Origin of the sequence: Anoxybacillus suryakundensis, assembly GCF_001418025.1 — a bacterium.
Classification (GTDB): Bacteria; Bacillota; Bacilli; order Bacillales; family Anoxybacillaceae; genus Anoxybacillus; species Anoxybacillus tengchongensis.
This window is the reverse complement of sequence record NZ_LIOK01000020.1, coordinates 1-18,311: the sequence shown is the minus strand read 5'-3', so window position 1 is coordinate 18,311 and position 18,311 is coordinate 1. Positions and strand designations below refer to the sequence as shown.

The following is an 18,311-nucleotide window of genomic DNA, read 5'->3' as shown; positions in this document are numbered from 1 at the left end:
ATGGGGAAAATGTATTACTTCCGTCCAACAATTTCAACTTCTGTTTGCAATGATACACCATACAAGTTGTGAATCGTCTTTTTTACATAATCGATGAGCTCAAGTACATCTTTTGCCGTTGCTCCGCCTGCGTTGACGATAAAATTCGCATGTTGTTCAGAAATTTTTGCTCCGCCAATCGTATATCCTTTTAGCCCCGCTTGTTCAATTAACTGACCAGCGTATTGTGGAAGGGGGTTGCGAAAGATACTTCCCGCACACGGGTAGTTCCACGGTTGTGTTTCGCGGCGATAATCTTTATTTTTTTGCATCGCTGCCACAATTTCATCGCGGTTTCCTTTTTTCATTTCAAGCGTGGCTGCGATGCAAATGCCTTTACGCTTTGTTTGTAGGACGGACGTACGATACGAAAATTCCATCTCTTCATTTGTTAGCCATTCAATCGTTCCGTCCTCAAACAAAATTTGTGCTTTTTTCACGATGCGCGACATATCGGAACCGTGAGCGCCGGCGTTCATATATACCGCTCCGCCCACCGTTCCCGGAATGCCTCCCGCAAACTCAAGGCCGGACAATCCTTGTTTACTAATGACGGTCGCCAGTTTAATGAGCGAATATCCTCCGCCAACTGTCACTTCTGTATCATGAATGTATAAATCATCTAATCCTTCACCAAGTTTAATGACAACACCTTCAATCCCTTCATCTAATACGAGTAAGTTCGAACCGCGACCGATCGCACGCCAAGGTACATCATATTTTCGGACGATTTCCATCGTCTTTTTTAAACCATCTATATTTTTTGGCTCAACGAAAAGGTCAGCAGGTCCGCCAATTTTAATTGTTGTATGACTGGCCATACGCTCGTTTTCTTTCACTGTTCCAACGTTAGCTTGCAGGAGCTCTTCACGTAGTTTTTCCAATGTTTTACCTCCTCTACCTTTTTCCTATATCGTATGCAATTTATGAAATCATCTCCACCATGACGCGATATAAACGTTCCGCTGCATCGCGAATACCTAGTCGAAACGCCGCTTCTTTCATGTTTGTCAACGTCTGTTCGTCTAACAAAATGCGGTCGATATCGTCAAGCAAACGCACACCTGTCAATTCGCTTTCTAAACGAACGATCGCTGCCCCTTTTTTCTCAAGCGCCCGGGCATTTTTTTCTTGGTGATTATTTGTCACATACGGGCTCGGAATTAAAATGCTCGGAATGCCAAGCGCTGTAATTTCTGCCAGCGTCGTTGCACCTGCACGCGCAACGATCACATCGACCCCACCTAACACTTCCGGCATGTTGTGAATAAATGGACGAATAATGACATTTGGCGGATTGCCGACATCTCCTACTGCCTTTATTACTTTATCATAATGAACGTCGCCTGTAACATATAAAAATTGATACGGTTTTTGTTCGACTTCATGAAGCACTTGTAAAAACGCCTCATTGATCGGACGGGCACCGCGACTGCCACCGACAATGAGTACCGTCTTTTTCTGTTCATCTAATCCGAGCGACCGTCTCGCTTCTCGTCCGTCTTTTCCTACGACTTCTGACGCGCGCGGGTTTCCTGTTAATACAACTTTTTTGTTTGGAAAATATTCCTTTGTTTCTTCGAAGCAAACGGCAACTTTATCGGCATAACGGCTTAAAAACGTATTCGTCAATCCCGGGATACTGTTTTGTTCATGAATGATCGTCGGGATGCCTAATTTCGCTGCTGCATATACGACAGGTCCGCATACGTATCCCCCTGTGCCGAGCACAACGTCTGGGTTGTATTGTTTCAACAGTTTTTTGCATGCGTGAACACTTTTTATAAAGCGCACAAGCGTTTTGACGTTTTCCAATGAAAGACTACGTTTTAATCCACTAATGTCAATCGCATGAAACGGGATGTTTTCCCTTGGAACGATCGTGCTTTCTAACCCTTTTTTTGTCCCAATATATAATACATCGACGTTTGGATGTTGTTTTTTTACTTCATGAATAAACGCAAGCGCAGGATAAATATGACCTCCTGTTCCGCCACCACTCACTACAATTTTCATCGTTTTTCCCCCTCATCGAAAGTAACAGAAGAAGCTGACTTCCGTGAAGTCAGCCTTTAATATCGCGCATAACGGCTAATGTTTAACAAGACACCAATCGCCATAAGCATGAGCGTCAATGACGAACCGCCATAGCTTAAAAAAGGCAATGTAATGCCCGTCACCGGCATTAATCCGGTCACGACTCCGATATTAATCATGACTTGAATCGCGACCATCGCAATGATGCCGACAGCTAAAAAACTGCCGTACAAATCAGGCGCCCCTAAGGCAATGCGAATGCCACGCCAAAGCAATAAACTGAAAAGAAGCAGCACGAGCGAACCGCCGATAAATCCGAGTTCTTCTGCTAAAATAGCAAAAATAAAGTCGGTTTGTGGCTCGGGCAAGTAAAAAAACTTTTGGCGGCTTTGCCCGAGTCCAAGCCCAAACAGCCCGCCCGGCCCGATCGCATAAAGCGATTGAATAATTTGAAAACCGCTACCTAGCGGATCTTCCCATGGATTTAAAAATGACGTAATGCGCTTAATACGATACGGAGCGGATAATACAAGTCCGGCAAACCCTGCCAATCCGAGCAAACCGAGGACGAGGAAATGGCTCATGCGCGCGCCAGCGACAAAAATCATGACGATGCACGTGCCAACCATGACCGTTCCCGTCCCTAAATCCGGTTGCAACATAATCATACCAAATGCAATAAACACGAGCGTTAAAGACGGAAGTAACCCTTGTTTAAATGATGCGATTTTTTTTTGGTTTTCAGATAAATATTTTGCTAAAAATGCGATCATCGCCATTTTCATAAATTCAGATGGCTGAATGGAAAATGCGCCAACGCCAATCCAGCTGCGTGAACCGTTGCGCACCATGCCGATGCCTGGAATTAAGACGAGAACGAGAAGTATAAAACAAACAATAAGCAACACTTTCGCCCACGTGCGCCACGTCCAATAGTCGATGTTCATGAAAAAAAACATCGCAACAATGCCAACCCCTGCGAACAATAGTTGGCGTTTAGCAAAGAAAAACGAATCATGAAACTTGTAATCCGCCCAAATGGCGCTAGCGCTATACACCATAACAAGCCCGATCGCCAACAACGAAAACGTGATAATCATTAACAAAAAATCAGGTGCAGACTTTTTTCCATGCAATGCGGAACACCTCAATTTACTTAAAATTCGTCTTATTTAAGCTTATGCACCGCATGTACAAACATGTCCCCACGTTGTTCGAAAGTTTTATATTGGTCCCAACTTGCACACGCTGGGGAAAGTAAAATGACATCGCCCGGTGATGACCATTCATATGCGGCAAAAGCTGCTTGTTCCACATTATCGACACGTTTCACTTGCTGTATTCCTGCTTCGCGCGCGATGCGTTCAATTTTTGGCGCCGTCTGTCCAAACGTAATGACGGCTTTCACATGTTGAAAGTAAGGAAGTAACTCATCAAACTCGTTGCCGCGATCTAATCCACCGGCAAGCAAAATGACCGGCTCATGAAAAGCGCTTAACGCTTTTTGTGTCGCTAATATGTTTGTCGCTTTTGAATCATTGTAAAATTTTCGCCCATTGATTTCAGCGACAAACTGCAAACGATGAGGAACGCCTGTAAACGTCGTCAATACCCGGCGAATCGCTTCATTGTCTGCACCTGCGAGCTTCGTTGCGGCAACAGCGGCTAATATATTTTCGAGATTGTGCTTTCCGCGTAACGCCACGTCGGTAATGTCGATGATTCGCTCGTCATGAAAATAAATGGCGCCTTCTTTCACCGTTGCTCCGTACGATAATGGTGTAGTTGCTGAAAACGGCACTTTTTTTGCGCGGCTTTTTTCCGCTAATTGCATGACAATCGGATCATCCGCATTGACGACAGCATAGTCCGTTTCCGTTTGATTTTTAAAAATGTTTCCTTTCGCTTCTGCGTACGCTTCTTTCGTCCCATGATAATCTAAATGCGCATCGAAAATGTTTAACAACACAGCGATGTGTGGACGAAAACGGATCGTTCCGAGCAGTTGAAACGAAGATAATTCCATCACGATGACATCGTCTTTTGTCGCGTGTTTAGCAACTTCGCACGCAACGGTTCCGATATTTCCTGCAATGAGCGGTCGCCGTTTCGCTTCTTGCAACATGTGATAAATCAAGGTCGTCGTCGTCGTTTTTCCGTTTGACCCTGTAATGCCGATAATCGGAGCTTTTGACGTTTCATACGCAATTTCGACTTCCGTAATAATCGGAATGTGTTTGTCGAGCGCTTTTTGAACGAGCGCATTGGAGTACGGAATGCCGGGATTTTTTACGACGAAATCAAACGGCTCATCAAGCAACTCAAGCGGATGACCTCCACATACGAGACGGACGCCAAGCGCTTCTAACTCTTGCTTTTCCTGCTCACTCGGTTCATTGCGATCGTTGACAACAACATCAGCACCGAGCTCACGAAGCCGTTTTGCTGCTGCCCATCCACTTTTTGCTAAACCTAATACAAACACTTTTTTTCCGTTGTACATTATACCCACACCTCAATATAAATTCCTAAAATGGCAAACAATAAGCCGACCGCCCAAAATGTCGCGACAACGCGCCACTCTGACCAGCCGATTAACTCGTAATGATGGTGCAACGGACTCATACGAAACACACGTTTCCCTGTCGTTTTAAACGAAATGACTTGAATGATGACCGATAACGTTTCAATGACGAATACGCCACCGATAATCGCCAGTAATATTTCAAGTTTCGTTAAAATCGCAATGGCGACAATCGCCCCGCCAAGCGCAAGCGAACCGGTATCACCCATAAACACTTTCGCAGGGTGCGCGTTAAAGACGAGAAATCCGAGCAAGGCACCAACGACAGCAACGCTAAAAATGGCGATGTCATATTGCCCTTGATTCCAAGCTAATACAGCATATGCACCAAACGCAATCGCTGCTGTTCCTGCTAGCAACCCGTCTAAGCCGTCCGTTAAATTGACCGCATTGGAGCCGCCAACAAGCATAAAAATAATAAGCAAAATATAAGCGACGCCTAAGTCTATAGACATATCCGTCCCAGGAATCGAGACGACCGTTGAAATGCTGTAATGTTGAAAGAAAAAGTAAAAGATGAGCGCAATCAATAGTTGTCCGGCTAGTTTTTGCTTGCTCGTTAAACCAAGGTTACGTTTCATGACCACTTTAATGAAGTCGTCAATAAAGCCGAGCAATCCGTAGCCAAGTGTCACAAACAACAGTAAATACGTTTGTGGCGTTCGTTCAAAAAATACATCGCTCATCATAAACGTTGTAATCGAGAGCGACAATAAAATCATTAATCCGCCCATCGTCGGCGTGCCTGATTTTTTTTGATGGGATTTTGGTCCTTCTTCACGAATACTTTGCCCGAATTTTAATCGCCTTAAAAATGGAATGAAAATTGGCGATAGCACAACCGTAATCATAAAGGCAAGCCCTGCCGTAAACAAAATGACTTTTTCGTTCATGATCGTTGCACCTTCCTCATCTTCTATTGATCTGTTCTTCGTTGAATAGCTTCGCGTGCGACGACACGATCATCAAAATATAACACGTCTTTCCCGATGATTTGATACGTCTCATGACCTTTTCCCGCAATTAAAACGACATCGTCTTTTTCGGCTTGCTCAATCGCATATGTAATTGCCTCTTTTCGATCGACAATGCACACAACGTCTTCAGCTACCCCTTGTTTCATGTCGTTTAAAATGGCCATCGGATCTTCTGAACGCGGATTATCCGACGTAAAAATCGGGACATCGCTATATTTAACAGCGATTTGCGCCATCAATGGTCGCTTCGTCCGATCGCGGTCTCCACCGCAACCGACAACGACAAATATACGCTTTTTGGCAAACTGTTGAATGGTCTGCAATACGTTTTCTAAACTATCTGGCGTATGAGCGTAATCGACGATGACGGTAAACGGCTGACCGGCATTAACGACTTCAAAACGCCCCGGAACGCCTTCGATGTCAGCAATGGCTTCCACAATCGCACGAAGCGGAATGTTTGAGACGAGACAAGCGCCTACCGCAGCTAACAAATTATATACATTAAACATGCCGATGAGCTTCGTTTTCACTTGTACGGTTTCGATCGGAGTAACAAGTTGAAATGTTGTGCCACTCGTTGTTATCTCAATATGTTTCGCCATAATGTCGCTTTGATGATGAATGCCGTATGTTACAACTGTCGCTGCTGTGCTTTTTTTATATTCTTCTGAGGCAGCATCGTCCGCATTCAATATCGCAAACTTCGGACGTTGATGATCGAAACGATTGCCAAGTTGCGCAAACAATAACCCTTTCGACCAACGATAATGCTCCATCGTTTGATGGTAGTCTAAATGATCTTGCGTTAAGTTGGTAAACACAGCGACATCAAAGTCACATCCGTGTACTCTTCCCATATGTAGCGCGTGAGATGATACTTCCATCGCAACAATGTCCACATGCGCGTCAACCATTTTACGAAACATTTTTTGTAAAACGAGCGATTCAGGTGTTGTATTTTTTACATCATACGTTTCATCACCAATTTTCATGTTAATCGTGCCGATGAGCCCGGTTTTTTTTCCAGCATGGCGGCATATGCGCTCAATGAAATGTGTCGTCGTCGTTTTTCCGTTTGTTCCTGTTACACCAATGACATGCAGCTGATGCGTCGGCTGACCGTAAAATGCATCGGCTAATACAGCAAGTGCACGGCGGCTATCGTTCACGTAAATGACCGGCACAGGCAATGTGAGCGGTTTTTCGGCCACGACTGCAACGGCTCCGCGGGCGACCGCTTGTTCAGCAAAATCGTGTCCATCTACTGTAAATCCTTTGATACAAACAAATAACGAACCTTGCTGTACGTCTCTTGAATCCATATCGATCGATGTGATCGTCGGATTTTCTGTTGTAAGTGGGGTAAAGCTATGTAAATGTTGAAGCAACGTTTGTAACTTCATACCGATCGTTCCTTTCTTCTTTATATAAACAGAAAAAGAAGCCATGAGGATACTTCCTCTAGGCTTTACCGTTTCGTTCCAAAATAAACCCGGATCGTCGCTCCTTCTTTCACTTTGACTCCAGGCTTCGGCGCCTGTTCAATGACTGTATCGCCTTCGCCACTACCATCTAATTTTAAGTGAAAAAGCTGCTGTTGCAAATCTTTTTTTGTTAAACCGATTAAATTTGGCACTTCTACATAGCGCGGATCGAGCCACGTCGTTTCTTTTTCAATTTGTTGTTTACGCGGTTTCACACCGAGTGCACGTAAGCTATCTTCCATAATATTTCCAACAATCGGTGCCGCCACAACGCCACCAAATTGCACTGTCCCTTTCGGATTATCGACCGCCACATATACAACAATTTGTGGATCATCCGCTGGCGCAAAGCCGATAAATGAAACGATATGGTTGTCTTTTAAATATTGACCGTCTTTTGCTTTTTGGGCTGTTCCGGTTTTGCCACCGACACGATACCCATCGACAAACGCACCCTTCCCTGTTCCTTGTGCTACAACGCTTTCGAGCGCATAACGAATTTGTTTTGACGTTTCCTCGGAAATAACCCTTCTTTTTGCTTTTGGCGTTTGTCGTTGTATAACTTCTCCTGTGACTGGATCAAGCCACTCTTTTGCAATATAAGGTTGGTATAAAATACCTCCATTTACAGCAGCAGCGACCGCCACCACTTGTTGAATCGGCGTGACGGCTACTCCTTGACCGAAAGCGGTCGTTGCTTGTTCGACCGGTCCGACACGATGAAGTGGAAACAAAATACCTTTTCCTTCCCCTTGTAAATCAATGCCCGTTTTTTCACCGAAGCCAAATGCACGAATATATTCAAATAGTTTTTCTTTACCGAGTCGGTCACCAAGCTCTACAAATCCGGGGTTGCAAGAGTTTTGAACGACTTCAAGAAACGTTTGATCGCCATGGCCGCCACGTTTCCAACAATGAAGCGTCGCCCCAGCAACTTTAACATATCCTGGATCGTAAAAATGTTCTTTTAATAAATCAACTTTTTTTTCCTCTAAAGCTGCAGCCAGCGTAATAATTTTAAACGTTGATCCCGGTTCGTACGTGCTCCAAATAGGCAAATTGCGATTAAAAATTTCAGGTGGCACGTTTTGAAAGTCAGCGGGGTCAAATGTCGGACGGCTTGCCATTCCTAAAATTTCACCGTTGTTTGGATTCATCGCAATCGCAATAATTCCGTCCGGGCGATACGTCGCCTCTGCAATCGTCAGTTCTCGTTCTAAAATGGTTTGGACGCGTGTATCGATGGTCAATTTTAAATCAAGTCCATCGACAGGTGGCGTATACGCATCGGCCATCCCTGGCATGCGCTTCCCTTTTGCATCGGAATAAAATTGAACGGAACCTGGCTTGCCGCTCAATTGTTTATCGTAATAAAGCTCAAGCCCCATTAATCCTTGGTTATCAATTCCGGCAAAGCCAAGCACGTGCGATAAATAACTTCCGAACGGATAATACCGTTTTGAATCTTCAGCGATGTATACTCCTTTCATCCCTAAGTCGCGAATTTGTTTCGCTTGCTCGTTCGAAATTTTTCGCCCTTCTGGATGAATGCGTTCAATTGATGTTTTTTTCGTCACATGTTTATATGCTTTTTCTACCGGCATGTGCAATATGCGCGCGAGCTCGTTTGCTACTTCCGATGGGTTTTCAATTTGTCTTGGGACGACGAGCACAGATGGGGCACTCATGTTTGTTGCTAAAGGCACCCCGTTGCGATCGACGATTTCTCCACGCTCTGGCTCAAATGGGATATTTCGACTCCATAAATCTTTCGCCCGCTCTGTTAACATATCTCCTAAAACAAATTGCACATAACCGAGACGAATGTCAATAATCGCAAAAATGAGAAATCCAATCAACAAAACGACCGTCAATCGTTTTCGAACAGTTACTGCACGCATATAGCGGAACCTCCTTATATGTTTCGGCTCGTTCCACTATATGCTTGTACCGTTTCATATAGAACTAATCGACCGGACCGTCTGCTTCTTGTTGTTCTGTTTCGGTTTGCTGCTTTTCATCGATTTCCGATGGTTTCGCCAGCTCGACAATGATATAGTCGTTTCGTTTGATCACTGCCCCCGGCGTAATATTTTGCCTAAATACGTATCCATTGCCGATAAAGCTTGGCTTTAACTGCAACAGTTCCGCAAGCTTCATGACATCGCGCAGCGACCAGCCTGTGACATCAGGCATCATGGCGTTTCCGTCCGTTTGCAACAAGACGCGATCTGGGGCGACGACGTGTTCCCCTGCCTTCGGAAATTGTGCACGCACTTTCGTTCCTTTTCCGATGATCGTTACGTGTAACCCTTGATTTTTCAATGACTGCGTAGCTTGTTCAACCGATTGACCGACATAGGAAGGCAGCGAAATGCTTTTTTCTTTTTTCACTCGTTTTTTCTCCACCGTCGGTTGAATGTTTAAATATTGTAAACTACTTTTCATGACAGAATTAAAAATCATGGATACGGGAGCTGCTCCTGTTTCCGTATATGAAATGTTTGGTTGTTGCACCGCAACATACATAATTAAACGCGGATTTTCACGCGGTGCCATTCCTAAAAACGAAAAGATATAGTTTTGATGACCGGTTAAATACCCGCCTTTCGGATCTGGAATTTGCGCCGTTCCGGTTTTTCCTGCGACGCGGTAGCCTTCAATTTGATACGGACGTCCTGTTCCTTTTTCAGATGTGACGACCGTTTCTAAAATGTCGAGTACTTTTTCGGCTGTTTGTTTTGAAATCGGCGTATCGACAACAGTCGGTTCATGTTTTACGACCGTTTTTCCGCTTTCCGGATCGACAATACGATCGACAACGTACGGCTTCATCATTTTCCCACCGTTTGCGATGGCGGTAGCTGCTTGAACTTGTTGAATTGGTGTGACCGACGTCCCTTGTCCAAAGCCTGTCGTCACTTTTTCGATCGGATAACGATATAAAATGTTTCCGGTTTTTTCACCCGGCAACTCAATGCCGGTTGGTTCATTAAAGTGGAAACGATGTAAGTATTGCAAAAAGCGATCTTCTCCTAATTTTTCGCGCACAATTTTTGCGAATGCGACGTTTGATGAACGTTGCACCCCTTCAAGAAACGTAATTTGCCCCCAACCGACTTTGTTATGGTCACGAACGCGATGAGAACCGACTTGATATGAACCGGACTGGTACGTTTCATTCGGCTGAAATACTCCTTCATTCACCGCCGCAGCGAGCGTAAAAATTTTCATTGTCGATCCCGGCTCGTACGGATAAGAAATCGCATCGTTAAAGTAGTTTTCAATGTTTCGTTTGTTCGGATCAAAACTTGGGCGCGTGCTCATCGCTAAAATCGCCCCTGTTTTCGGATCGGCAACAATGGCGATCATTTTTTTCGGTGCATATTGTTTTTCAACAGCGTTCATCGCATCTTCTAAAAACGTTTGAATGTGTTTATCGATCGTTAAATAAATATTATTTCCATTTTGTGGTGGGACGATTTGTTCGTCTGCATACGGGAGTTTAAATCCTTGTGGATCGCCTTCATAAGCAACGTGTCCATCTTTTTCTTTCAGCTGCTCATTAAACTGCTTTTCAATGCCCATTTTTCCTTCCACTTCGTTCGTTGCTTCATCTTTTTGTGCGTAGCCGACAACGTACGAAGCAAATGTGCCGTTCGGGTAAAATCGTTTCGAGTCACGTATGAAAGTAATGCCCGGAAGCTCTAACGCCTCAATTTTTTGCTTCAACGTTTGGGTAATTCCTCGACCGTTCGGACCGAACTCGACTTGCTTCGCTTTCCTTTTTAAAATGCGCTCAACATCCGCCACGTCCATCTTTAATAGCGGTGCCAACTTTTGTGCTGTTTTTTCAGGATCGGTCACATGTTGTGGCATGTCCGGATCGAGAATGGCGGCAACTGTATATGAAGGAATGTCTTCAGCGATGATTTCCCCGTCTCGATCAAAAATCGTTCCGCGCTTCGCTTCAAGCACTTGTTTTTTTAAATACCGTTTTTGCGCCTCGACCGCTAACACTTGTCCGTCCGCAACACCTGTTGCTTGTAAATAAACGAAACGTCCAAACAATAGAAAAAAGAGCAAGCTAAAAAAACCGAAACATATAGCTGCTCCTCTATGCGTATGTTTATGCTTTCTCATCTGGCATCAGTCCTGCACAACTTTTACGTTATTTTCGTTTAATGTAAGGCCGAGCTCTTTCGCTTTCGCTAAAATACGTTCATATGTGCTTAACTCTTGTACTTGCACATATAAATCACGGTTTCGTTTTTCTTGCTCTTCAATGCTCGTTTGCAACTGTTGCACTTCTTTATTGACATGATAAATTGTAAATTGATTCGAGATGATCGTGACGCTACTATATAGCGCAAAGGCAAGAAACGAAACAAATACGATTTTCTCTCCAGCCGTCCAACGTATGTTCCGTTTCGGTTTTTTTCTCGGTACACGTTGAACGTGTTGTTCTTGTTGTACTTTTTGTACTTTTTGTTGCATGCGAACAGCAGCCATACACCATTCCCCCTTTTACAGTTTTTCAGCGATGCGCAATTTTGCAGATCGTGCGCGGTGATTACGTTGCAATTCTTCTTCGGACGGAACGATCGGTTTTTTTGTAATCATTTTTAATTTCGGTTTATACTCATCTGGAATGACCGGCAATCCTGGCGGCAAGTGCGGTGTTTCACTTGCTTGTTTAAACGCTAGCTTACAAATGCGGTCTTCAAGCGAATGGAACGTAATGACGCTAATGCGTCCCCCTGGCTTTAATAAATCGATCGCTTGTTCAATCGCTTCTTCAAACGCGCGCAATTCATCGTTGACCGCGATGCGAATCGCTTGAAACACGCGTTTTGCCGGATGACCTCCCGTGCGACGCGCTGGTGCCGGAATCGCTTCTTTAATAATATCTGAAAGCTCCGTTGTCGTTTCAATTGGCTTTTGCTTGCGCGCTTGCTCAATTTTACGAGCAATCGCCTTTGAAAATTTTTCTTCGCCATATTGGAAAAAAATTTTCACAAGTTGCTCATATGGCCATGTGTTGACAACGTCGTATGCGGTTAATGTTTGGTCGCGATCCATGCGCATGTCGAGCGGTGCCTCATGTTGATAACTAAAGCCGCGTTCAGGCATATCTAACTGCGGTGATGATACGCCGAGATCAAATAAAATGCCGTCTACTTCATGCACACCGTAAAGCGCTAGCTGTTGTTTCAAATAGCGAAAGTTACTTTTAATGATTGTAAACTGTCCGCTATATCGTTCGAGTTTTTGTTGTGCATGACGAATCGCCACATCATCTTGATCAAAAGCAAACAATCGTCCTTCTGGCGATAATTGCGATAATAAATATTCGCTATGTCCAGCTCCGCCGAGCGTACAATCTACATATGTACCATCTTTTTTAACATTTAATCCGTCAACAGTTTCTTTTAATAATACCGTTACATGATGAAACAACGATGTCACCTACCTAAAAAATACGTAAAAAATGAGTGCAATTGTATTGTACCATCATTTCACAAAATTCACTACTTACTTCCGAACTATTCTATTGTATACAAAAAAAATCCTGTACGCGACAGGATTTTTTTATCGACGAAAATAGTTAAATATATACAATTTTATGCATGCCGTTCCAACGATAATCGACATGAAGCAGACGGTCAACAAAGTCTAGACCGTACCGATTCATATAGTAAAGCACGTTCCAAACGCGTTCTTGTGGCATATTGTTCGGGCACAGCGACAGCTCAATACGCTCATATTTACGCACATGTACGTCATGTTTTTGTAACATGCGACGTGTAATCAATTGTTGAAGATAATCGATTTGTGTCTCCATTCGTTCGGCATTTTTCAACATCACTTCCTCCAGATGCGGATCCACTTGCATGCCGAGTTGGCGAAGTTGTTCGTGAATAAGTGCCATTTGTTTTTTTGCTTCACGAAACGTCTCATCAAATGCCGCTGGTTGATTGTTGCGTATCCATTCCTCTAGCGCTCGCTTCGTGCCAGTCGTTAACGCTTCTTCTACCGTCATATGCACATCCGCCAAATCCGTAGCAATGTGGCGTTCAACAAGCGTAACCGAAAGGCGCGGTACAATCGGCGGCATATGCCATTGGAAATGTTCAAATACTTGTTTTAACTCCGCCCAATAAGCGATTTCACCGGGACCGGCAATAAAAGCGAGCGTCGGAAATAACCATTCTTGCATGAGCGGTCGTGTAACGACGTTGTTGCTAAACGATTGCGGTTCGCTTTCAATTCGTTGTCTTAGTTCATCATGTGTGAAACGGTACACTCCATCTTTTGTGTAAAAACAATGTTGAGTATCGTCGTAATACAACAAGCGACGTTGACCGTCATCGTAAAACAAATGCGCGCACATCGGCGTCACATCAATCGCTTTTTTGTAGCCTAGTCGTTCGAGATGTTGCTGTTGGTTTTGAAGGGCGTGTGTAATGGCCTCATGTTCATGAGCGAGCGTCATGAACCATTCGCGCTCTATCGCTCGCAATTGTGGATGAGCCGCATCGACAACGACGATTCCTTCTTTGGCAAACAACGTGAAAATAACGTTTGCAAAAAATTCCGCCACCGTTCTCGATTTTGCAATACATTCATGTATGTATGTCCGCAACTCATTCGTCACATTTGTTTCACCATATGTTTTTAATATATCATCAACCCATTCCGTTAGCTCGTCTGCATTAAGTTCAATGTGGGCGGCCATTCGCTTTTCTTTCGCTAATGGGGAATATACATATTTTTTTACTTTGCCGTCTTCAGCAACATGCACATAATTAATTTCTGCGATGTCATGGTCTTCAGAAGCCATCCAAAACACCGGAACGACAGGAACGCCAAGCTGTTGTTCTTGCTGTTTCGCTAATGTAATAATAGAAATGATTTTATATATTGTATATAGCGGTCCAGTGAAAAGGCCGGCTTGTTGTCCTCCAATGACGACAACGCTGTCAGGATGGCGCAATTTTTCAATATTTGCAATCGTTTGATCGCTTGCCTGAAACTGCTTATGATACGCAAGCAAATGATGAACGAGCGCATCGCGTAAGTACGTCCGTTTTCGTAACTTTTGCAAACGCTCTTCAAACGAACAAGGATGAAACGCCTCGTGAACGGGAAACGTCCCTTCAATATATTCCGTTGCTAAACGGTTCGTTGCTGGCAATGACAGCTCGATGACTTCCATGGTAAACTTCCTTTCTCATTCATGATGAAAATGCGATCACGGCACGATGAATGATCCCATATATAAACAATCCAATATAAGCGGTTGTAAATAATAAAAATTGCATTCTCCAATATAGCTTAAACGTTCGTTGTAACGATACATCCCCTGTTTTTTTCCAATATAAAATCATTCCAATCATAAATGTTACAATAAAAAAAATGAGCAATTCAACGATATACGATCGTTGAAAAATGGCTTGTAATAAAACGTGAACAGCAAAAATAAAAAAAATCGTCGATCCGTTCACAGCAAAATGAAACGCACGTTTTCCTTTTCGCCGAAAAACGGTTTTGGCAAGCACAAACATGAAAAAAAACGAAAAAAACGGCATAACAATCATTACTGCAATGAAAGAGGCGAGTACATCTTTCACTTTTTCTTCTCCCCCTCTAGTTCTCTCCCTTTCACAAGCGCATATAACAACGTGCTAATTGGGGCTGGAACGTGTCGCTCATTCGCCCGCTCGATGACATAGCCTAAAATCGCATCTAGTTCGGTTCTCCGCCCTGCCTCGATATCACGCAACATCGATGAGCGATTAGCGGCTGTTTGTTCACAAACCGTTTGAATGTGCCGCCATATGCGCTCCTGTTGCTCAAGCTGAAAAATAGACGCCACTTCATGAAACAATTGTTCCATCGCTTGTCGATACGGCACATGTGTCACTAACATGCCGTTTGGAACACCCAATAAAGCGGTAAGTGGATTAATACATACATTGACCATTAATTTTTCAATTAACATCGTTTCCCAATCGTCAACGTATTCAAATAGAAAGCGCGCATCTACTTCGGATAAAAATGAAAACGTTTCTTTCTCTCCTCGCCATACGCTCCATTTCGTTCGTCCGATGCCGGTATGCGAAACGGTCGTATCATCGATTTTTAAGGCGCCATGTTCAACGACAGCAAGCGCAATATGCTTATGTGGCAAATGCGGTAAATACGGTACATGCCCCATGCCGTTTTGCAAAAACATCATGGCGTTTGCTTGAAGCATATGTATGCGCGTGTTTAATATGTTTGTTACATCGTATTGTTTGACCGCGAGAAACAACACATCTTCTTCAATGGCTCGAACGAACGGTTCAGCATGGACACGATGCGTCGTCCGCTCATTGCCATACATGACCGTCAGCCCATGCGTACGTAATTGTTCTGCCTGCTCATATCGGCGTGTATAAATCGTCACATCATATTTTTTACTAAAGTAAGCCGCCGCCAACAATCCGACCGCTCCGCCCCCTATAATTCCGATGCGCACCCAACAATCCTCCTCTTTTTTTCCTATGTTTTATTGTATAAAAAAAAGTAGCTGGCGTCTATCAGCTACTATACAGACAATTGGCGTGCACGCTCTAAAATGTGCATGACCGCTTGGTATTCTTGTTGTACCGCTTGTAGTTGCTTTTCAAGCTCTTCTTTTTCTTTTTCGAGCATTCGTACTTGTTGACGCAATTGTTCAATTTCTTGTTGTCCTTCCCCACGTTGTTGCAACGTTTGTAAAAAGGAAATAACATCTTGTAACGTCATGTCACGTTCGGGCGATTGTTGCTCTTTTTTCTTTTTTCTTTGTTGTTTAGCCATCTCTAGCGCTTCTTCATATTTTTTGCGAACGTATGCGTTCCAACGAAAACCACAAGCTGCTGCCGTTCGCGATAGTTTTTTTCCTACTTCTTCAAACGCTCGTAATTGTGTGCTACCTTCCTTCACAAAAGCTAACACCGTTTCAGCAAGCAATACATCTTCTTCCTCTGTCCATGCATCTTGGCGCATCATTTCTATCCCTCCTCGCTGCATTTTACTATATGAGTATGCAGCTAATAGAGAAGATAGACGATTATTTGTTTCGTTTGGCTAAAAATGATTGTACTGCTTCATTGTGCTCGTCGCTTTCCCATAAGTATGCACATCGTTCAATTTCAAGGAAAAAACGTTGGCGAAATGCTTCTGTTTTCCAACGTGCAACCGCCGCTTCTTTGTAAGCGCGCAAGACGGCCGTTGATTTATTCGTATAGTCCGTTAACTCTTTTTCACATCGTTCGCGCAACGAGTCAGGAAAAATGCGATGAACGAAGCCGATATGCGCCGCTTCTTCCGCCGTCATCGTTTGCGCGCGCAACAATACATCGAGCGCTTTATCGTACGGCATTTTTTCAAACAACATCGCAGCGCCGCCCCAACCAGTTGTGATCGCTAAATTCGCTTGCACAAATCCAAGGCGCGCCCCAGCACGTGCAAAACGAAAATCGCATGCTGTCGCTAATTCACAACCTCCGCCAATAGCCGTTCCATTGATTAAAGCAACCGTTAGTTTTGGCAACGTCAACAGTCGATATAAAATGTTACCCATTTTCGCTAACATCGCATGCGCTTCTTCTTTTGTTTTGAGTTGATGAAACACTTGCAAGTCACCGCCCGCACAAAATGCCTCTTCTCCTTCACCTGTAATGACGAGCACTTTCGCATCATCGTCGTGTTCAACGAGCGTAAGCGCTTGCTCGAGTTCGTCCATGACTGCATAATCAATCGCATTTCGTCTTGCCGGACGACAAATCGTGAACCAGACGATATGATGTTGTTTTTCAATCATTTTCCCCTCTCCCCTTTACTGTATGTACGCCCTTTTTATTCGCTCCCGCGCGCTTTTTTCCCTTCAAAATAAGAAAAGCGCAAGGGCAATTCCCCGCGCTTTTCTTATTTGTTTACAACGTCTTTTCCTTTGTATGTTCCACAAACTTTACATACGCGATGAGCAAGTTTCATTTCACCGCAGTTTGGGCATTCTACCATACCAGGTACGCGCAATTTGAAGTGCGTACGACGTAGTCTCTTTTTCATTTTCGATGTTCTTCTAAAAGGTACTGCCATCATTTCCACCTCCTTAAAGAGATTTAGGCGAATATGGAGGCCGGTGTAGTTCCGGATCTTCCCTTAAGATTCATTGTTGTTTTCGAAAAACTTTGCTAGCTTCGCAAGGCGCGGATCAATTTTGTTTTCATATTCTTCTTCCGAAATGACCGTCCATCCTTTTCCGGATTGCGGAACGGCATCGGGATGATCCGGTTGCTCGCTAAACACTTGCATCGGCACTTCAAGGAGAATGAGTTCTTTGACGATCGGCATTAAGTCGATCGCATCCCCTTGAACAACATGCGACTCTTCATCTGTTGCATCATAATCGTTCAAAAAAAACGTTTCTGTGCTTTCGATTGCGAATGGATACGACACATCTACAAGCGTACGAGAACAAGGGAGTTGCATCGTCCCTTCGATCGTTAAGTGAAACGTAAACTTTTTCGCGCTCACATCTGCCCGTCCGTGAATACGAACAGGTGAAATGTCGCGAATGGAAGCGTCCACTTCTTTTAGCTCGGACACATCGGCCATTTCGTCAATCGTCAACCCTTTATGTTGCAACTGATGAAGCTGATGAATAGACCATCTCAATGATAATCACCTCAAGACAACAAAGAAAATTATACGTTTGAACAACGGTTTTGTCAATATTTTTTCTTTACACTACTTCCATTATAATCAGCTTATACTCACTGTATCACGTTTTACACAAAAAAGGGTAGCGTCAAAAAATCTATGAAAAGTCATCACGGGCTACCTTTTGAAGGGAAATAAAGGGGATGGTGGAATCGGATTCGCCCTTGACCAACACTCGCCAAAGGAGAAAAACGGTCAGTAAGGGCAAGGGCAGAAAAGAAGGGCATAGGAAAGCAGCCCTTGCCCTATCCTGATTTTACCTTTGGCGAGGTTCGGATGGTCAAGGGTACGCTCCGCCGAATCCGTCCTTAGGATGCGGCTTGTTGGGTCAACATCTCTTGAGCCATGACAATGAGCCTTGCCCAACGTGCCGGCATATGCGGAAGGCTCTCTAACGCTGGGATGACGACCGGTACCCGTTTTTCTAACGCG

Annotated in this window: 17 protein-coding genes; all 17 read right to left on the bottom strand. The window is 44.0% G+C overall.

Annotated features, from left to right (window positions below; translation table 11 throughout):
• Window positions 1–14: 14 nt before the first annotated feature.
• The 17 genes from murB to ASC42_RS11630 all read right to left on the bottom strand — a co-directional run bounded on the left by murB (window position 15) and on the right by ASC42_RS11630 (window position 17,834).
• Window positions 15–923: a UDP-N-acetylmuramate dehydrogenase gene (gene murB / locus ASC42_RS11710; protein WP_055441901.1), complete on the bottom strand. Its 909-nt coding sequence runs from the start codon at window positions 921–923 to the stop codon at window positions 15–17.
• Window positions 924–963: 40 nt separating this feature from the next.
• Complete coding sequence (gene murG, locus ASC42_RS11705) at window positions 964–2,055, bottom strand: undecaprenyldiphospho-muramoylpentapeptide beta-N-acetylglucosaminyltransferase (protein ID WP_055441900.1); 1,092 nt, start codon at window positions 2,053–2,055, stop codon at window positions 964–966.
• Between the two features lie 56 nt (window positions 2,056–2,111).
• Complete coding sequence (spoVE, locus tag ASC42_RS11700) at window positions 2,112–3,212, bottom strand: stage V sporulation protein E (RefSeq protein ID WP_141653529.1); 1,101 nt, start codon at window positions 3,210–3,212, stop codon at window positions 2,112–2,114.
• 32 nt (window positions 3,213–3,244) lie between these two features.
• Entirely contained in the window at window positions 3,245–4,579 is a 1,335-nt protein-coding gene (murD, locus tag ASC42_RS11695; RefSeq protein WP_055441899.1) for a UDP-N-acetylmuramoyl-L-alanine--D-glutamate ligase, read from the bottom strand.
• The gene (mraY, locus tag ASC42_RS11690) at window positions 4,579–5,553 is read right to left on the bottom strand and encodes a phospho-N-acetylmuramoyl-pentapeptide-transferase (protein ID WP_055441898.1); all 975 of its coding nucleotides are present in this window, start codon (window positions 5,551–5,553) and stop codon (window positions 4,579–4,581) included. Before mraY ends, murD begins: the two co-directional genes overlap by 1 nt.
• Before the next feature lie 23 nt (window positions 5,554–5,576).
• Window positions 5,577–7,043: a UDP-N-acetylmuramoyl-L-alanyl-D-glutamate--2,6-diaminopimelate ligase gene (locus tag ASC42_RS11685; protein WP_055441922.1), complete on the bottom strand. Its 1,467-nt coding sequence runs from the start codon at window positions 7,041–7,043 to the stop codon at window positions 5,577–5,579.
• Window positions 7,044–7,108: 65 nt separating this feature from the next.
• Window positions 7,109–9,025 carry a stage V sporulation protein D gene (locus tag ASC42_RS11680; protein WP_055441897.1) on the bottom strand — a complete coding sequence of 639 codons (1,917 nt, stop codon included), beginning with the start codon at window positions 9,023–9,025 and terminating at the stop codon, window positions 7,109–7,111.
• Window positions 9,026–9,089: 64 nt separating this feature from the next.
• Window positions 9,090–11,267, bottom strand: coding sequence for a penicillin-binding protein (locus ASC42_RS11675; protein ID WP_055441896.1), 2,178 nt, complete (start codon window positions 11,265–11,267; stop codon window positions 9,090–9,092).
• Window positions 11,268–11,273: 6 nt separating this feature from the next.
• The gene (gene ftsL, locus ASC42_RS11670; protein ID WP_082435729.1) at window positions 11,274–11,636 is read right to left on the bottom strand and encodes a cell division protein FtsL; all 363 of its coding nucleotides are present in this window, start codon (window positions 11,634–11,636) and stop codon (window positions 11,274–11,276) included.
• Window positions 11,637–11,651: 15 nt separating this feature from the next.
• A complete protein-coding gene (rsmH, locus tag ASC42_RS11665; protein ID WP_055441895.1) occupies window positions 11,652–12,584 on the bottom strand; it encodes a 16S rRNA (cytosine(1402)-N(4))-methyltransferase RsmH in 933 nt (310 codons plus the stop codon).
• Between the two features lie 148 nt (window positions 12,585–12,732).
• Window positions 12,733–14,343, bottom strand: coding sequence for a bacillithiol biosynthesis cysteine-adding enzyme BshC (gene bshC / locus ASC42_RS11660; RefSeq protein ID WP_055441894.1), 1,611 nt, complete (start codon window positions 14,341–14,343; stop codon window positions 12,733–12,735).
• Window positions 14,344–14,362: 19 nt separating this feature from the next.
• Window positions 14,363–14,758: a DUF3397 domain-containing protein gene (locus ASC42_RS11655; protein WP_055441893.1), complete on the bottom strand. Its 396-nt coding sequence runs from the start codon at window positions 14,756–14,758 to the stop codon at window positions 14,363–14,365.
• Window positions 14,755–15,648 carry a 2-dehydropantoate 2-reductase gene (locus ASC42_RS11650; RefSeq protein WP_055441892.1) on the bottom strand — a complete coding sequence of 298 codons (894 nt, stop codon included), beginning with the start codon at window positions 15,646–15,648 and terminating at the stop codon, window positions 14,755–14,757. The genes ASC42_RS11655 and ASC42_RS11650 overlap by 4 nt, the downstream gene beginning before the upstream one ends.
• A gap of 68 nt (window positions 15,649–15,716) precedes the next feature.
• A complete protein-coding gene (locus ASC42_RS11645) occupies window positions 15,717–16,163 on the bottom strand; it encodes an RsfA family transcriptional regulator (protein ID WP_032101545.1) in 447 nt (148 codons plus the stop codon).
• A 61-nt stretch (window positions 16,164–16,224) separates the two neighbouring features.
• On the bottom strand, window positions 16,225–16,977 hold the full coding sequence (locus ASC42_RS11640; RefSeq protein ID WP_055441891.1) for an enoyl-CoA hydratase/isomerase family protein: 753 nt from the start codon (window positions 16,975–16,977) through the stop codon (window positions 16,225–16,227).
• Window positions 16,978–17,081: 104 nt separating this feature from the next.
• Window positions 17,082–17,255, bottom strand: coding sequence for a 50S ribosomal protein L32 (gene rpmF / locus ASC42_RS11635; protein WP_003395111.1), 174 nt, complete (start codon window positions 17,253–17,255; stop codon window positions 17,082–17,084).
• A gap of 63 nt (window positions 17,256–17,318) precedes the next feature.
• Window positions 17,319–17,834 (bottom strand): YceD family protein, encoded by a 516-nt coding sequence (locus tag ASC42_RS11630; RefSeq protein WP_055441890.1) that lies wholly within the window; start codon window positions 17,832–17,834, stop codon window positions 17,319–17,321.
• Window positions 17,835–18,311: the final 477 nt, after the last annotated feature.

Coding starts and splice junctions, on each gene's coding strand:
- murG (WP_055441900.1), bottom strand. CDS start 2,055: ATGAAAATTGTAGTGAGTGGTGGCGGAACAGGAGGTCATATTTATCCT.
- murD (WP_055441899.1), bottom strand. CDS start 4,579: ATGTACAACGGAAAAAAAGTGTTTGTATTAGGTTTAGCAAAAAGTGGA.
- mraY (WP_055441898.1), bottom strand. CDS start 5,553: ATGAACGAAAAAGTCATTTTGTTTACGGCAGGGCTTGCCTTTATGATT.
- ASC42_RS11685 (WP_055441922.1), bottom strand. CDS start 7,043: ATGAAGTTACAAACGTTGCTTCAACATTTACATAGCTTTACCCCACTT.
- ASC42_RS11680 (WP_055441897.1), bottom strand. CDS start 9,025: ATGCGTGCAGTAACTGTTCGAAAACGATTGACGGTCGTTTTGTTGATT.
- ASC42_RS11675 (WP_055441896.1), bottom strand. CDS start 11,267: ATGAGAAAGCATAAACATACGCATAGAGGAGCAGCTATATGTTTCGGT.
- ftsL (WP_082435729.1), bottom strand. CDS start 11,636: ATGGCTGCTGTTCGCATGCAACAAAAAGTACAAAAAGTACAACAAGAA.
- bshC (WP_055441894.1), bottom strand. CDS start 14,343: ATGGAAGTCATCGAGCTGTCATTGCCAGCAACGAACCGTTTAGCAACG.
- ASC42_RS11645 (WP_032101545.1), bottom strand. CDS start 16,163: ATGATGCGCCAAGATGCATGGACAGAGGAAGAAGATGTATTGCTTGCT.
- ASC42_RS11640 (WP_055441891.1), bottom strand. CDS start 16,977: ATGATTGAAAAACAACATCATATCGTCTGGTTCACGATTTGTCGTCCG.
- rpmF (WP_003395111.1), bottom strand. CDS start 17,255: ATGGCAGTACCTTTTAGAAGAACATCGAAAATGAAAAAGAGACTACGT.